The organism is Kitasatospora sp. NPDC018619, from assembly GCF_044391605.1.
Lineage (GTDB): Bacteria > Actinomycetota > Actinomycetes > Streptomycetales > Streptomycetaceae > Kitasatospora.
Window position 1 is genome coordinate 104,362 of record NZ_JBISAI010000003.1, and the last position, 15,235, is coordinate 119,596.

Annotated in this window: 16 protein-coding genes; 12 read left to right on the top strand and 4 right to left on the bottom strand. The window is 74.7% G+C overall.

The annotated features are described in order from the left end of the window. The first annotated feature begins 303 nt into the window (after positions 1 to 303). The 5 genes from ACH5AR_RS05425 to ACH5AR_RS05445 all read left to right on the top strand — a co-directional run bounded on the left by ACH5AR_RS05425 (position 304) and on the right by ACH5AR_RS05445 (position 6,184). Positions 304 to 1,266 carry a Ppx/GppA family phosphatase gene (locus tag ACH5AR_RS05425; protein ID WP_396300070.1) on the top strand — a complete coding sequence of 321 codons (963 nt, stop codon included), beginning with the start codon at positions 304 to 306 and terminating at the stop codon, positions 1,264 to 1,266. A gap of 590 nt (positions 1,267 to 1,856) precedes the next feature. Continuing rightward, a complete protein-coding gene (locus tag ACH5AR_RS05430) occupies positions 1,857 to 2,660 on the top strand; it encodes a sugar phosphate isomerase/epimerase family protein (RefSeq protein WP_396300360.1) in 804 nt (267 codons plus the stop codon). Positions 2,661 to 2,715: 55 nt separating this feature from the next. Then, entirely contained in the window at positions 2,716 to 3,486 is a 771-nt protein-coding gene (locus ACH5AR_RS05435) for a class I SAM-dependent methyltransferase (RefSeq protein WP_396300071.1), read from the top strand. Between the two features lie 178 nt (positions 3,487 to 3,664). Continuing rightward, positions 3,665 to 5,509: a dihydroxy-acid dehydratase gene (gene ilvD, locus ACH5AR_RS05440; protein ID WP_396300072.1), complete on the top strand. Its 1,845-nt coding sequence runs from the start codon at positions 3,665 to 3,667 to the stop codon at positions 5,507 to 5,509. 162 nt (positions 5,510 to 5,671) lie between these two features. Beyond that, complete coding sequence (locus ACH5AR_RS05445; protein WP_396300073.1) at positions 5,672 to 6,184, top strand: hypothetical protein; 513 nt, start codon at positions 5,672 to 5,674, stop codon at positions 6,182 to 6,184. A gap of 226 nt (positions 6,185 to 6,410) precedes the next feature. Here the strand turns inward: ACH5AR_RS05445 and ACH5AR_RS05450 are convergent, their stop codons facing one another. From ACH5AR_RS05450 to ACH5AR_RS05460, 3 genes are all read right to left on the bottom strand, one after another. After that, positions 6,411 to 6,551 carry a hypothetical protein gene (locus ACH5AR_RS05450; RefSeq protein ID WP_396300074.1) on the bottom strand — a complete coding sequence of 47 codons (141 nt, stop codon included), beginning with the start codon at positions 6,549 to 6,551 and terminating at the stop codon, positions 6,411 to 6,413. Further along, complete coding sequence (locus ACH5AR_RS05455; RefSeq protein ID WP_396300075.1) at positions 6,551 to 7,249, bottom strand: hypothetical protein; 699 nt, start codon at positions 7,247 to 7,249, stop codon at positions 6,551 to 6,553. Before ACH5AR_RS05455 ends, ACH5AR_RS05450 begins: the two co-directional genes overlap by 1 nt. 151 nt (positions 7,250 to 7,400) lie before the next feature. Then, complete coding sequence (locus tag ACH5AR_RS05460; RefSeq protein WP_396300076.1) at positions 7,401 to 7,850, bottom strand: hypothetical protein; 450 nt, start codon at positions 7,848 to 7,850, stop codon at positions 7,401 to 7,403. A 222-nt stretch (positions 7,851 to 8,072) separates the two neighbouring features. Between ACH5AR_RS05460 and proC the strand changes: the two genes are divergently transcribed. Continuing rightward, a complete protein-coding gene (proC, locus tag ACH5AR_RS05465) occupies positions 8,073 to 8,900 on the top strand; it encodes a pyrroline-5-carboxylate reductase (RefSeq protein WP_396300077.1) in 828 nt (275 codons plus the stop codon). 93 nt (positions 8,901 to 8,993) lie between these two features. After that, entirely contained in the window at positions 8,994 to 10,208 is a 1,215-nt protein-coding gene (locus ACH5AR_RS05470) for an MFS transporter (RefSeq protein ID WP_396300078.1), read from the top strand. 27 nt (positions 10,209 to 10,235) lie between these two features. Here the strand turns inward: ACH5AR_RS05470 and ACH5AR_RS05475 are convergent, their stop codons facing one another. Then, positions 10,236 to 10,760, bottom strand: coding sequence for a hypothetical protein (locus ACH5AR_RS05475; protein WP_396300079.1), 525 nt, complete (start codon positions 10,758 to 10,760; stop codon positions 10,236 to 10,238). A 178-nt stretch (positions 10,761 to 10,938) separates the two neighbouring features. Between ACH5AR_RS05475 and ACH5AR_RS05480 the strand changes: the two genes are divergently transcribed. From ACH5AR_RS05480 to ACH5AR_RS05500, 5 genes are all read left to right on the top strand, one after another. Continuing rightward, entirely contained in the window at positions 10,939 to 12,135 is a 1,197-nt protein-coding gene (locus ACH5AR_RS05480; protein ID WP_396300080.1) for an acetoin utilization protein AcuC, read from the top strand. 225 nt (positions 12,136 to 12,360) lie between these two features. Beyond that, the gene (locus ACH5AR_RS05485; protein ID WP_045699258.1) at positions 12,361 to 12,570 is read left to right on the top strand and encodes a helix-turn-helix domain-containing protein; all 210 of its coding nucleotides are present in this window, start codon (positions 12,361 to 12,363) and stop codon (positions 12,568 to 12,570) included. Positions 12,571 to 12,759: 189 nt separating this feature from the next. Next, positions 12,760 to 12,858 (top strand): 30S ribosomal protein bS22, encoded by a 99-nt coding sequence (locus ACH5AR_RS05490; RefSeq protein ID WP_003948845.1) that lies wholly within the window; start codon positions 12,760 to 12,762, stop codon positions 12,856 to 12,858. 222 nt (positions 12,859 to 13,080) lie between these two features. Further along, complete coding sequence (locus ACH5AR_RS05495) at positions 13,081 to 14,181, top strand: NAD-dependent epimerase/dehydratase family protein (protein WP_396300081.1); 1,101 nt, start codon at positions 13,081 to 13,083, stop codon at positions 14,179 to 14,181. A gap of 7 nt (positions 14,182 to 14,188) precedes the next feature. Next, positions 14,189 to 15,196 (top strand): lysophospholipid acyltransferase family protein, encoded by a 1,008-nt coding sequence (locus ACH5AR_RS05500; RefSeq protein WP_396300082.1) that lies wholly within the window; start codon positions 14,189 to 14,191, stop codon positions 15,194 to 15,196. The last annotated feature ends 39 nt before the right edge of the window (positions 15,197 to 15,235 follow it).

Here is a 15,235-nt window from a genome sequence, read left to right on the forward strand (position 1 = left end):
GCGTGCGCCGGAAGTCGGCGGGGCCGACTTCCTGCGCGGGGCGGGCGGCAGGTCCGCGAGCTCGGGGGAGTGGGCGTCATGTCCGGTCCGCGGGTGGGGCCGCGGGGCCGGAACGGACGGGACGGGGCGGCCGGACGGTGTCGCGGGCGCGGCCGTGGACGCCCTGCAGCGCGCGCCGGCGGAGGTGGACGGCACGGTCGCCGCGGACGGCTCCGGGACGGCCTGCTGTGACCGTCCGGTTACCGGCGCGAATACCTCCGCACCCCCTCTCACCAGGGCCTGGATCGCGTAGCGTGGAGAGCTATGCGACTCGGTGTGCTCGACGTAGGTTCCAACACGGTCCACTTCCTCGTGGTGGACGCCCATCCGGGCGCCGCGCCGCTGCCCGCGTACTCGCACAAGGCCGAGCTGCGCCTGGCCGAACTGCTGGACGCAGACGGAGCGATCAGCGAGGCGGGCGTCGAGCGCCTGGTCGGTCACGTCGCGTCCTCGCTGCGGGTCGCCGAGGACAAGGGCGTCGTCGACATCCTCCCGTTCGCCACCTCCGCCGTGCGCGAGGCCGCCAACGGCGAGGCGGTGCTGCGCCGGGTGGCCGCCGAGACCGGCGTCGAGCTGCGGGTGCTCTCCGGGCAGGACGAGGCCCGGCTCACCTTCCTGGCCGTCCGGCGCTGGTTCGGCTGGTCCTCGGGCCGGCTGCTCAACCTGGACATCGGCGGCGGCTCGCTGGAGATCGCCTGCGGCCTGGACGAGCAGCCGGACGTCGCCTGCTCGCTTCCGCTGGGCGCCGGCCGGCTGACCGCGCGCTGGCTGCCGGGGGAGGTCGCGGACCCGGACGGGCTGCGCGAGCTGAGACGCCACATCCGGGCCGAGCTGGCCGCGGTGGTCGGCGAGATAGCCCGGCTCGGCCCACCGCGGCACGCGGTCGCGACCTCCAAGACCTTCAAGCAGCTGGCCCGGATGACCGGCGCCGCCCCCGCCGACGCCGGTCCGTACGCCGACCGCCGGCTCACCCGCGCCGGCCTGGCCTCCTGGCTGCCCCGGCTGTCCGCGATGACCGTCGCCGAGCGCGCCCGGATCCCCGGCGTCTCCGAGGGCCGGGCCAAGCAGCTGCTGGCCGGTGCGCTGGTCGCGGACGCCGCGATGGACCTGTTCGGCTTGCAGGAGCTGGACGTCTGTCCGTGGGCGCTGCGCGAGGGCATCATCCTGCGCCGCCTGGACGCGATGGACAGCCCGGCCGACCGCCGCCGCCCGGCGCTCACCCCCTGAGCCGGGCGCGCGCCCCGGTCCGCCGACCGCCCCGGGGCAACGTGCCGATGGTCACTGCGCCGGTCGTCCCGCCCCGTTCGCCGCGTGCTCCGCTTACGCTGTCTCCCGTGGTGCAACCAGCGGGTGAGGACGGAACGCAGGAGGGCCGCACTCCCGGGAGCGGGCAGTCGCGGTCGGACGGCCCGCGCCGCAGGCTCGGCAAGGCGGTCACCGGCGCGACCGCGGCCCAGGCCGCCAAGCGGGCCGCGAAGGCCGCGAAGGCCGTCACGGCCGCCCAGCGCACGGCGAGGACGGCGGCCGCGAAGAAGACCACCCCGGGGCAGGCCGCGGCGAAGCAGGCCGCCGCCCCGCCGAAGACCGGCAAGGCCGCCCCGAAGCAGCCGAGGACCGGCAAGCCCGCCGCGCAGGACCCCGCCGCCGGCCGCCCCGGCGCGAAGCCCGCCCCCAGGGAGACCCGCACCGCCCGGGCCGCCGGCGCCGCCAAGGCCGCCGTCCAGTCCGTCCGCTCGGTCAAGGCCGCCAAGCGCGACGCCGCCCGCCCCCCGCTGCTGCGCACCACCGACCGGCTGGTGCTGCCCCGGCACCCGGCCCTGCACATCCCCGACACCAAGGTGGCGCTCTCCACCGCCTCGGTGTACCCGGCGAGCACCGCGGTGGCCTTCGAGCTGGCCGCCAAGCTCGGCTACGACGGGGTCGAGGCGATGGTCTGGAACGACCCGGTCAGCCAGGACATCGACGCCCTGCGCCGCCTCTCCGACGCCCACCAGCTGCCCGTCCTGGCCGTGCACGCGCCCTGCCTGCTGATCACCCAGCGGGTGTGGAGCACCGACCCGTGGACGAAGCTGGTCCGGGCCCGGGCGGCGGCCGAGAAGCTGGGCGCGAGTGCCGTCGTCGTCCACCCGCCGTTCCGCTGGCAGCGCCAGTACGCCCGGGAGTTCGTCGAGGGGATCCACCGGATGGCGGGCGAGACGGACGTCCGCTTCGCCGTCGAGAACATGTACCCGTGGCGCTACCGCGACCGCGAGATGCTCGCGTACGCCCCCGGCTGGGACGTCACCGACGAGGAGTACCGGCACTTCACCATCGACCTCTCGCACGCCGCCACCTCCCGGATCGACACCTTCGCCATGGTCGAGCGGATGGGCGACCGGCTGGCCCACGTGCACCTGGCGGACGGCAGCGGATCCGGCAAGGACGAGCACCTGATCCCCGGCCGCGGCAAGCAGCCCTGCGCCGAGCTGCTGGAGCACCTCGCCCGCACCGGCTTCGACGGCCACGTCGTGCTGGAGGTCAACACCCGCCGCTCGGCCTCGCCCGCCGAACGCGAGGCCGATCTGGCCGAGGCGCTCGCCTTCACCCGGCTGCACCTGGCCACCCCCTCGCACGTACGCTGAGCCGCCGGGCTCGGGCGGCCGTCCGAGGCCTGAACTTCCTTACGGAGGGCGACGCATGACGGAGAGTCGGAACTACCGTGAGGCCGCCGCGAGCTTCGGCGGCGTCGCCGACGAGTACGAGCAGGGCCGCCCCGGCTACCCCGGCGAGCTGTTCGACGCGCTGGAGCGGCTCTGGGGCCGCGGCCTGGACGGCGCCCGCGTGCTGGACGTCGGCGCCGGTACCGGCATCGCCACCCGGCTGCTGGCCGCGCGGGGCGCTGAGGTCGTCGCCGTCGAGCCCAGCGGCGGCATGGCCGCCCGGTTCCTGCTCTCCTCGCCCGGCCTGCCGCTGGTCCGGGGCACCGGTGACGACCTGCCCTTCCACGATCGCTCCGCCGACCTGGTCGCCTACGCCCAGGCCTTCCACTGGACGTACCCCGAGAAGGCCGTGCCCGAGGCGGTCCGGGTGCTGCGGCCCGGGGGCGCCCTCGCCGTCTGGTGGAACGTGCACGACGAGACGGTGCCGTGGGTCCGGGCCAGGAACGAGCGGATGGCCGCCGCCCTCCCCGACCGCTACCACGGCTACGGCGGGATCGACGAGCACACCGGCCACTTCGCCCCGGCCGGCCTCGCGGTCGAACGGGCGGTGCTGCACTGGGAGCGGCGGGTCACCGTCGAGCACGTGCTCACCGACCTCACCTCCCGCTCCTACCTGGCCGCGCTCGGCCCCGAGGGGCGCGCACCGCTGCTGGCCGCCGAGCGGGAGGCCATGCGCGCCGAGTTCCCGGACGGCGTGGTGGTCGAGCCGTTCAGCCTCAGCCTCACCGTGGCCGTCAAGCCGGACTGAGGCACCGGGCCCGGCCCACCGCACCGGGCCCGCCCGCCTGCCCGCTGCCCGCCCGCCTGCCCGCATCGCGGACGGGCCGTCCGCCGACCGGACGGCGGGCGTAGGCTCGGTACCCACAGCGGCCCCCGGACCCTCCAGCAGCGGGGTGCCCGCGAGAGCCCCGAAGGAGTGGAGCACAGTGCCCGAGCTGAGGTCCCGTACGGTCACCCACGGTCGCAACATGGCAGGCGCCCGGGCGCTTCTCCGGGCCGCCGGCGTAGCCCGCGAGGACTTCGGCAAGCCGATCATCGCGGTGGCCAACTCCTTCACCGAGTTCGTCCCCGGGCACACCCACCTCCAGCCGGTCGGCCGGATCGTCTCCGAGGCGGTCAAGCGGGCGGGCGGCATCCCGCGCGAGTTCAACACCATCGCCGTGGACGACGGCATCGCGATGGGCCACGGCGGCATGCTCTACTCGCTCCCCTCGCGCGACCTGATCGCCGACTCGGTCGAGTACATGGTCAACGCGCACTGCGCCGACGCCCTGATCTGCATCTCCAACTGCGACAAGATCACGCCGGGCATGCTGATGGCCGCGCTGCGCCTGAACATCCCGACCGTCTTCGTCTCCGGCGGCCCGATGGAGGCGGGCAAGGCCACCCTGGTCGACGGCACGGTGCGCAAGCTCGACCTGGTCGACGCGATCTCCCAGGCGGTCAACGAGAACGTCTCCGACGAGGACATCGCGATCATCGAGGAGAACGCCTGCCCGACCTGCGGCTCGTGCTCCGGCATGTTCACCGCCAACTCGATGAACTGCCTGACCGAGGCGATCGGCCTCTCGCTGCCGGGCAACGGCTCGGTGCTGGCCACCCACACCGCCCGCAAGGCCCTGTACGAGGAGGCCGGGCGGACGGTCGTCGAGATCGCCAACCGCCACTACGGCCAGGACGACGCCTCCGTGCTGCCCCGCGCGATCGCCACCCGCGCCGCCTTCGAGAACGCCATGGCCCTGGACATCGCCATGGGCGGCTCGACCAACACCATCCTGCACCTGCTCGCCGCCGCCCAGGAGGCCGAGCTGGACTTCGACATGCGGGACATCGACGCGGTCTCCCGCCGGGTGCCCTGCCTGTCCAAGGTCGCGCCGAACGGCTCGTACTACATGGAGGACGTGCACCGGGCCGGCGGCATCCCGGCCATCCTCGGCGAGCTGTACCGGGGCGGGCTGCTCAACGAGGACGTCCACACCGTGCACGCCGGCTCGCTCGCCGAGTGGCTCAAGACCTGGGACGTGCGCGGCGGTTCGCCGTCCGCCGAGGCCGTCGAGCTGTGGCACGCCGCCCCCGGCTGCGTGCGCTCCGCGGAGGCCTTCTCGCAGTCCGAGCGTTGGGAGTCGCTGGACACCGACGCCGCCAAGGGCTGCATCCGCAGCGTCGAGCACGCCTACTCGGTCGAGGGCGGCCTCGCGGTGCTGTACGGCAACCTCGCCGAGGACGGCTGCATCGTGAAGACGGCCGGCGTGGACGAGTCGATCTGGACCTTCAGCGGCCCGGCCGTCGTGGTCGAGTCCCAGGAGGACGCGGTCGAGGCGATCCTCGCCAAGCGGGTCAAGGAGGGCGACGTCGTCGTGATCCGCTACGAGGGCCCCAAGGGCGGCCCGGGCATGCAGGAGATGCTCTACCCGACCTCCTTCCTCAAGGGCCGGGGCCTGGGCAAGGCCTGTGCGCTGGTCACCGACGGCCGCTTCTCCGGCGGCACCTCCGGTCTGTCCATCGGCCACGCCTCCCCGGAGGCGGCCTCCGGCGGCACCATCGCCCTGGTCGAGGACGGCGACACCATCGCCATCGACATCCCCGGCCGCCGGATCTCCCTGGAGGTGCCGGAGGAGGTCCTGGCCGAGCGCCGCCGCGCCCTGGAGGCCGCGGGCGGCTACCGGCCGAAGAACCGCGACCGCCAGGTCAGCCAGGCCCTGCGCGCCTACGCGGCGATGGCCACCTCCGCCGACAAGGGCGCCGTCCGGGACGTGTCCAAGCTCGGCTGAGCCCGTACCCGCCGGAGCGCCGTACGGCGAGGCGGGCCGCTCCGAGGCGTCCCGCGACGCCGAGGAGCACCGCCCGCGGAGGAGCACCGCACCAGGAGGAGCCGTCCCACCCGCCGGGACGGCTCCTCCGCCGGGTGCGGCGGCCGGGTGATAATCGACGGCGTGAGCGAGCAGCCCCCCACCCCCGCCCCCACTCCCGCCGGTGCCCCCGAGCCGGAGCCCATCCGCTTCTTCGGCACCAGCTGGCTGAACCGGGACGGCGGCTACTGGCTGCGCCGGGTCGGCGTCTCGGTCGGCGCCCTCCTCGCGACCGCCGCCGCCGTGCTGGTGCTGCGCTTCGGCGTCGAGGGCGTGGCGCTCTCCGACAGCGGCGGCTTCGTGAACGGGCTGCTGACCGCCGCCATCGTGGTCTGCTCGATGATGGCCGTGCGGCGCACCTGGAAGGCGCTGACCGAGGGCAGGGACCAGCTGACCGGCTGGATGGCCGAGGACAAGTCGCTCGGCGCGGTCTGGATGATCGGCGGGGCCGGCAGCCTGGCCGCCTACTTCGTGCGCAGCCTGGTCGAGGCCCCCGGCGAGTCGGTCCGGCGGGCCGCCTACGAGCGCGCCGTCGAGCAGTACGAGAAGCGCCGGGCCGGCCGCAGTGGCCGGCCCGGCGGCAAGCGCAAGCGCTGACGGCGGTCAGCTGCGGTCGGCCCGGTCGGCCCCGGTCGCCTCGGGGTCCGGCTGCGCGAACTGCGCCAAGCCCGGGTGGACGAAGCCGTCGTGAACGACGCACGAGCGGTCGGCGCGCCCGGCGGCGCGGCGGCGGGCCTCCCGGCCTCGGGCCCGGGCCGCAGCGCATAGCCGAAGGTGTGGTCGGTGTGGACCACCACCCCGCGCTCGCCGCCGCCGGCGAGCCTCATCCGGCCCTGGACCTTGACCACGCGCCGACCGGGACGGCGTCGCGCCGGTCGAAGCGGGAGAACCACGAGGTCGGCCGGAGCTCGTCGGTCGGGGTGGCGAGCGCCCGGGCCGCCGTCGCCTGCGCGTCGCGGTCCATCAGGGTTGGCGCCGCTCGGGCCGGCTTCCGGCGGTCACCTCACGGTCGAGGTTCGCGGAGACCAGGACGTCCTTGGCCAGCTTCAGCCGGGCCGCGACCCGGTGCTCGTCGAACACCCCGACGGCCCGTGCGGCGGGCAGCTCGATCCCGGCGGCGCCGCTCGGCCGGCCCTCGGTGGGGGAGCCCTTCGAGGGATGGGCGACGGTCGGCTGTTCGCCGGGGGCCGTCGGCGGCGGGGTGGTCGGGCGGGCGGTCTCCGGGCCGACGGTCGCCACCGGAGCGGCCGGCGCCGGGTGGTCGGGGGCGGAGCCGAAGCGGGCGGAGTACCAGTGCTTCAGCCCGTCGACGTTCAGCGCCGCGAGCAGCACCACCACGACCAGCAGGACGCAGACCGGCACGAGCCGGCCCGGCCGGCGGTGCGACCGCGGGTGGCCCCACGCGTCGAGTGCCGGGGCCGCGGGCTTGCGGCCGAACCGGCGCCCGGGCGCCGGGCCGTCGTTGACCGAGCGCCGGCCGCCCGGGTCGACCGGCGGGGTGTGCTTCCACCGGGCGGAAAGCATGCGGGTGCGCCCGCTCGGCTCCTTGACGGTGGCGCCCCTGATGAACTCCTCGTCCAGGACGAGGTCCGCGAACGGGTCCTTCCCGCTCGTTTCGGGGCGCGGCTCGGGGCGCGGCTCCGGGTCTTCGGCTGTAGGCATCGCGCCAGTATGCCGACGGGGTGTGACGGTCCGTCGGCCGGGGGCACACGGAGTGGTGAACGCGTAAGCGGAGGAAGCGGGTTGGGCGTTCCGCGGCCGCTATTCGGCATGCCGCCCGGGCCCGCCGTCCCGCTGCGGGCGCCGGGCCCGCTCAGCCCTTGCCGCGGGCCTGCTTGACCGAGCCGACCACCCCGGCGACCGCCAGCAGCAGGCCGGCCGGCAGCAGCGAGAGGAAGAACGCGCCGAGCAGGCCCTCGTCGCCGAGGAACAGCTGGGCCAGCGTGTTCAGCGCCAGCAGCCCGCCGGCGGCCGGGAGCGCCGACTGCCAGGGGTGCTCGTTCGCCCAGCGGCGCAGCCGCCGGTCGGTGGCGTCCCGCCGCAGCTGGCCGCCGACGGTGCCGACCAGGAAGAAGAAGAACAGCCCCCAGCCGGCCGGTGAGGCCAGCATGCCCAGCGACCAGTCACCGGAGATCGCCTCGATTCCCAGAGCCGTCGCACCCACCACCGCACCGACCCCTGCGGCGGTCCGCCACGGTCCCACGGTCGCCGAGGCGACGGCGAGTTGCCGGTTCTCACGTCGGGACATTTCGTCGTGTGCCATGGCTCCACGGTGCGCCCGCCGGAGCGCCGGAGGCCATAGGGGAAACCCCCGAGATTTCTCCTAGGGGCCGCCCGGCCGTCCGTCCTGCGCCCCCCGCCCGGCGGTGGCCCCGGCCGTCCGTCCGGCGCCGCCCGGCCCGGCGGCGACCACGGAGCGGACGCTCCCCGCGCGGGCCGCCGGGCGGTGCGAGGATGGCCGCAGTACCGAGGCAAGGAGCGGACCATGGGCAGCAGCGCAGCGCACGGACAGAAGATCGCCTTCCTGGGCACCGGCAAGATCGGCGAGGCCCTGCTCTCCGGCCTGCTGCGGGCCGGCAAGGACCCGGCCGACGTCCTGGTGACCGCCCGCCGGCCCGAGCGCGCGGTCGAACTCGCGGCCCGCTACGGCGTGGTGGCCGTCTCCAACACCGAGGCCGCCAAGCTCGCCGACACCCTGATCCTCGCGGTCAAGCCGCAGGACATGGGCACCCTGCTGGAGGAGCTGGCCCCGCACGTCGGCGCGGACCGGCTGGTGATCTCGGCCGCGGCCGGCGTGCCGACCGCCTGGTTCGAGGAGCGGCTGGCGGCGGGCACCCCGGTGGTCCGGGTGATGCCCAACACCCCGGTCCTGGTGGACGAGGGGATGAGCGTCATCTCGGCCGGCTCGCACGCGGGCGAGGAGCACCTGGTACGCGCCGAGGAGATCTTCAGCTCGGTCGGCAAGGCGCTGCGGCTGCCCGAGTCCCAGCAGGACGCGGCCACCGCGCTGTCCGGCTCCGGGCCGGCCTACTTCTACTTCCTGGTGGAGGCGATGACCGACGCCGGCATCCTGCTGGGGCTGCCCCGGCAGGTGGCGCACGACCTGATCGTGCAGTCCGCGATCGGCGCCTCGGTGATGCTGCGGGACTCCGGCGAGCACCCGGTGAAGCTGCGCGAGGCGGTCACCTCCCCGGCCGGCACCACCATCGCGGCGATCCGCGAGCTGGAGAACCACGGCGTACGCGCGGCGCTGCTCGGCGCCCTGGAGGCGGCCCGGGACCGCTCCCGGGAGCTGGCCTCGGGCGGCAAATGACCGCTGCGCGACCCCTCCCGTAAACCCGGCGCACCCCCTACGCTCTCGCCAACATCGCCTACCGGTCGGTAGCGAGGTCGTCTGGAGGTCCGCTTGAGCGCCGCCCCGCCCGTGAACCGGCCCGTGGTCCCGCCCGGCCTGGGCGCCGGGCGGGCCGCGCTCGCCGTCGGCTTCCTGCTCCAGGGCACCACCTTCGCCCTGCTGGTCACCTGCATCCCGGAGATCCAGCGCCGGTACGGGCTGGGCGACGGACTGCTGCCGGTCTTCCTGGCCGCGGTGCCGGTGCTGGCCGGGGTCGGTTCGATCGCCTCCGAGAAACTGGTGAGGCGCACCGGTGCGCGGGCCGTGCTGCGGGTGGTCCAGCCCGCCGTCTGCCTGAGCCTGGCGGCCGTCGGGCTGGGCGGCGGGCTGTGGCAACTCGCCCTGGCGCTCGGCGCGTTCGGGTTGCTGGTGGGCGCGCTGGACGCCAGTATGAACATGCTCGGGGTGGGGCTCCAGCACCGCTACGGCCGCTCGATCATGATCGGGTTCCATGCCGCGTTCAGCCTCGGCGGCATCCTCGGCGCGGCCCTGGCGGGCCTCGGCTCGCACGGCGGCCTCGGGCTGCCGCTGCTGTTCGGCACGGCCGCCGCGGTGATCGCCCCGCTCGCGCTGCTGGCGGGCACCTTCCTCGCCGGCCCGGCCGAGCTCGGGGACGCCGTCCGGGAGGCCGCCGAGGCCGCGGCCCGGTCCGTCCCCTGGCGTCCGCTGCTGCCGCTCTGCCTGGCGATGGCCTTCGCGTACGTCGCGGACGCCTCGGTCTCCAACTACAGCGTCAAGTACCTCACCGACGGGCTGGGCAGCCGGGAGGACCTCGCCAAGCTCTCCTACCTCGGCTACATGGTGGCGATGCTGCTCGGCCGGGCCCTGGGCGACCGCGCGGTGCAGCGCTTCGGTGCCGTCCCGGTGGTCCGCACCGGTGCCGCGCTGGCCGCGCTCGGCTTCGCGGCGGCCGCGGCCGCGCCCGCCGCCTGGGCGGGCATCGCCGGCTTCACCCTGCTGGGCTTCGGCATCTGCGCGATCATCCCGCAGGTGTTCGCGGCCGGCGGCCGGCTCCTGCCGGACGACTCGGACGCCGCGGTGGCCCGGCTCAACCTCTTCAACTACGTGGGATTCCTGGTCGGTTCGCCGCTGGTCGGGGCGATCGCGGACGCGAGCTCGTACCGCTGGGCGCTGCTCGCCCCGATGCTCCTGGTGCTCGCCGTCCTGCCGCTGGCCGAGCGCTTCGCCCCGGCCCCGGTGCCGACGCGGGCCCCCGCCGTCGGGTGACGGCGGGGGCGGTCGACGGGACGGGGGTCAGCTGATCACGGTCTGGAGCTCGGGGACCCCGTAGGTCCAGGTCTGGTCCTTGGCGGTGGTGGTGCCGCCGACCTGGCCGAACTCGTAGTAGACGTACGGCGCCCAGTTGAGGGTGTACGGGGCGGTGCCCCAGGTCGGAGCGTCGGTGATCTTGACGGTGAGCGTGACGCTCTTCGTCGCGCCGGGCGCGATCGGCGCGTTGAAGTGGAAGTTGGCGCTGTTCCCGCTGAACGTGCAGTCGGAGGTGTCACCGGTGCAGCTGACGACGGTGAACGCTCCGGCCTGCGTGTTGGCCGGCCAGGTCGGCTGGACGGCTTCGTAGGCGAAGTAGATGGCACTGTTCTCGGAGTTGGTGAGGGACAGCGTCAGGGTCAGCTGGTCTCCCGCCTTGGCCGTCGACTTGTCGACCGCGAAGGCGGTGCCGCTGACGGCGGCGGAGGCCGGCTGGGCGGCGAAGAAGACGCCAAAACCCAGTATTGCAGCGAGAATTACCCCAAGGCGTTGCACGCTGAATGGCTTCATGGCGGAGAGGATATGGAGCCACAGGGCTTTTGTCTGCACCGCCTCGACACCGGCCTCCACGGCAGCCCCACAACTGCCGCGCCCCCGTCGCGCACCCGCTGCCCGAGGGCCCCCTCCCGCACCGCCCCGGCGCGCCCTGGCGGCGGCCCGGCCACCGCCACCCACTACGGTGGAGGCCATGCCCGAAGCCGAGCGTGATACCCCCTGCGGCCTGCACCTCTTCTGGGACGAGGCCGTCACCGCCTACGACTTCGGCCCGGGCCACCCGATGGACCCGACCCGGCTGGCCCTCACCATGCGCCTGGTCGAGGCGCTCGGCCTGGACGGCGGCCCCAGGGTGACCGTCCGCTCCGCGCCGGCCGCCGGCGAGTCCACCCTCCGGCTGGTGCACACCCGGGAGTACGTCGAGGCGGTGCGCGCGGCCGCCGCCCACCCCGAGCGCTCCGACCCGGTGCACGGGCTCGGCACCGACGACAACTGGTCCTTCCCGGCCATCCACTCGGCCTCCGCGCTGATCGCCGGCCAGTCGGTGGCCGCCGCCGAGGCGGTCTGGCGCGGCGAGGCCCCGCACGCCGTCAACTTCACCGGCGGGCTGCACCACGCGATGCCCGGCAGGGCCTCCGGCTTCTGCGTCTACAACGACCCGGCCCTGGCCATCGCCCGGCTGCTCGAACTCGGCGCCGAGCGGGTTGCCTACGTCGACGTGGACGTCCACCACGGCGACGGCGTCCAGGCGGCCTTCTGGAACGACCCCCGGGTGCTCACCGTCTCGCTGCACGAGCACCCCGCCACACTCTTCCCGCAGACCGGCTGGGCGGTCGAGACCGGCGGCGAGGACGCCCCCGGCTCCGCGGCCAACCTGCCGCTGCCCGCGGGCACCGGCGACGCGGGCTGGCTGCGGGCCTTCCACGCCGTGGTGCCCGAACTGCTCGACGCGTTCCGGCCGCAGGTCCTGGTCACCCAGCACGGCGCCGACACGCACCTGGAGGACCCGCTCGCCCACCTCGCCGTCACCGTGGACGCCCAGCGGCTGATCGCCGAGGCGCTGCACGACCTCGCCCACCGCTGCGCCGGCGGCCGCTGGGTGGCCACCGGCGGGGGCGGCTACGCCGTGGTGGACGTCGTCCCGCGGACCTGGACCCACCTGGTCGCCACCGCCGCCGCCCGGCCCGTCGACCCGGCCACCGAGACCCCCGAGTCCTGGCGCGCCGAGGTCTACCGCCGCACCCGCCGCCCGGCCCCGCTGCGGATGACCGACGGCGCCCGCCCGGCCTGGCGCGACTTCGACTCGGGTTACGATCCGGCCGACCGGCTCGATCAGGCCATCATCGCCACCCGCCGGGCGGTGTTCCCCCAGCACGGGCTGCTGGCCTGAACCCGCCGTCCCGGCCCCGCCCGGCCCGGGCCGTGCGTACGCCGAGCGGTGCCATCCGCCGACCGGCCACGTACTGCAACCGTCCTATCTCTCACCGTACGAGGACTGCACTTCCCCTCTTCCCACTGGTACCACCCATAACTACTCTGGGGATACACGTGTGCCGGTGGAGTCACCGGAGGGGAAGCCGGTGCCTTGCACACGGGTAAGGGTCGGGTGATGGTCATGAGTTCCGTCGAGCGCCCCCTTCAGGAAGTCGTCTTCCTGACCGTGGCGGAGGTCGCCGCGGTCATGCGGGTGTCCAAGATGACGGTGTACCGGCTGGTGCACAGCGGAGAGCTGCCGGCCATCCGGGTCGGACGGTCCTTCCGGGTGCCCCAGCAGGCGGTGCACGAGTACCTCAAGGAGTCCTACGTGCGGCTCGAGAGCGCGTAGCGGCGGCGCGCGGGGGCGGGGTCCGCAGCGGTGGCCCCTCCCCCGTTCGCCGGGGATTTCCCGCGGGTTTCCCGGTCCCGGGGAGCACGATTACGGCCTTCGCGGCATGGACGGTAGGCTAGGCCCTCACGTCAGTCGTATGGACTCCGTCTCTCACGGGCGAGAGTCTCAGTGAGCGAGGGTTGTTCCGTGGGCTCTGTCATCAAGAAGCGTCGCAAGCGTATGGCCAAGAAGAAGCACCGCAAGCTTCTGAAGCGGACCCGAGTCCAGCGTCGCAACAAGAAGTAACGCCTCTCCTGCGCCTCGGCTCCGCCTCCGCGGGCGCCGTCCGTGCACTCGCGGACAGCGGCGCAGGAAGAAAGCGATCGGCCCCGCCCTCGCGGGGTCCAGGCGTTCCACCGCCCGCCCAGGCCCCCGCGGCCCGGGCGGGCGGTGTCGTTTCACGGCCCGGCGGGGCGGCGCGGTACGGTGCACGCAGGCCGCTCGGGCCGAGGAAGCGGGGGCAGCACCGTGGGCGTGGTCGTGCTCGTGACCGGCGTGGCGCGCCGTCTCGGCGCCCGATTCGTCGCCGAGGTCCGCCGCCGGCCGGGCGTGGACCTGGTGGTCGGCGTCGACGTGCAGCCGCCCCGGCTGCCGTCCGAGGAGCCGGCCGGACCGGCCGCCCCCTACCGCTTCCACCAGCTCGACCTGCGCCGCCCGGCGCTCTCCCGGGTGCTCGCCGAGCACCGGGTGGACACCGTGGTGCACCTCAGCGTCAGCGCCACCGGCCTGGGCTCCACCCACCGCTCCGCGGTGAAGGAGTCCAACGTGATCGGCACCATGCAGCTGCTCGGCGCCTGCCAGAAGGCCCCCGGCGTGCGCCGGCTGGTGGTGAAGTCCACCACCGGCGTCTACGGCTCCGCGCCCCGCGACCCGGCGGTGTTCAGCGAGCGGATGCAGCCCAAGGACCCGCCCGGCGGGGGCTTCGCCAAGGACGCGGCGGAGGTCGAGGGGTACGTGCGCGGCTTCGCCCGGCGCCGCCCGGACGTCGCCGTGACGGTGCTGCGCTTCGCCAACATCGTCGGCCCGGCCGCGGACACCCCGCTCAGCGAGTACTTCGCGCTGCCCGTGCTGCCGACCGTCCTGGGCTACGACCCGCGGCTCCAGTTCGTGCACGAGGACGACGCCGTCGCGGTGCTCTGCCGGGCCGCCGACGAGCCCGTGCCGGGCACCGTCAACACCGGGACCTTCAACGTGGCGGGGGAGGGGGTCATGCTGCTCTCCCAGTGCGCCCGCCGGCTCGGCCGGCCGACCCTGCCGCTGCTGCTGCCGGCCGTCAGCTGGACGGCCGTCCTGGCCCGGCAGACCCGGCTGCTGGACGTCGCGCCCGAGCAGCTGCGGCTGCTCACCCACGGCCGGGTGGTGGACACCGCGCGGCTGCGCGACACCTTCGGCTACCGCCCGGCGTTCACCACCCCGGAGGCCTTCGCCGACTTCGCCGCCGCCGTGGGGCCGGGCCTGCTGCCGCCGCAGAGGCTGGCCGCCGTCGCCGACCGGCTGGCCGCCCTGCTCGGCCCGGAACGCCCCGCGCCCCCCGCCGTACCGAACCGCCCCCGCCGACCGAGGAGCTGAACCCGCGATGAGTGCCGCAGCCGAGAACGCGCCGGGCGAGGCCAAGGTCATCCCGATCGAGTCCGCCCCCAGCTGGAGCTCGCCACAGGGGCCGGATCTGGCCGACCGGCTCGCCGAGGCCGTCGGCGGGGCGCTGGCCGGGCCGCTCGGCCCCGCGGCGACCAGGCTGTTCGGCAAGGGCTGGGAGGGCCGTGCCGCCGAGCGGCTGGCCTTCCTGCGCCGCCGGGTGACCGGCGACTACGAGGTGGACGAGTTCGGCTTCGACCGCGAGCTCACCGAGGAGGTGCTGCTCGCGCTGCTGCGCCCGCTGGCCGAGAAGTACTTCCGGATCGACGTCCAGGGCGTGGAGCACATCCCGGCCGAGGGCGGCGCGCTGATCGTCGCCAACCACTCCGGGACGATCCCGCTGGACGCCCTGATGACCCAGGTCGTCATCCACGACCACCACCCCGCCCGGCGGCACCTGCGGATGCTCGCCGCCGACCTGGTCTTCGTGCTGCCCGGCGTCAACGAGCTGGCCCGCAAGGCCGGCCACACCCTGGCCTGCAACGAGGACGCCCAGGCCCTGCTGGAGCGCGGCGAGGTGGTCGGGGTCTGGCCGGAGGGCTTCAAGGGCATCGGCAAGCCGTTCTCCGAGCGCTACAAGCTCCAGCGGTTCGGCCGCGGCGGCTTCGTCTCCTCGGCGCTGCGGGCGAGGGTGCCGATCGTGCCCTGCTCGATCGTCGGGGCCGAGGAGACCTACCCGATGATCGGCAACGTGAAGACGCTGGCCCGGCTGCTGGGCCTGCCGTACGTGCCGATCACCCCGACCTTCCCCTGGCTGGGGCCGCTCGGGGTGCTGCCGCTGCCGACCAGGTGGACGATCCGCTTCGGCGAGCCGATCGCCACCGACGCCTACCCGGCGGAGGCCGCCGACGACCCGATGCTGGTCTTCGACCTGGCCGACGAGGTGCGCGAGACCATCCAGCACACCCTGTACCAGCTGCTGGTGCGGCGGCGTTCGGTGTTCTTCTGACCGTCCTCCTCCGGCTGCTCCGCCGACCGGCGCCCCGGG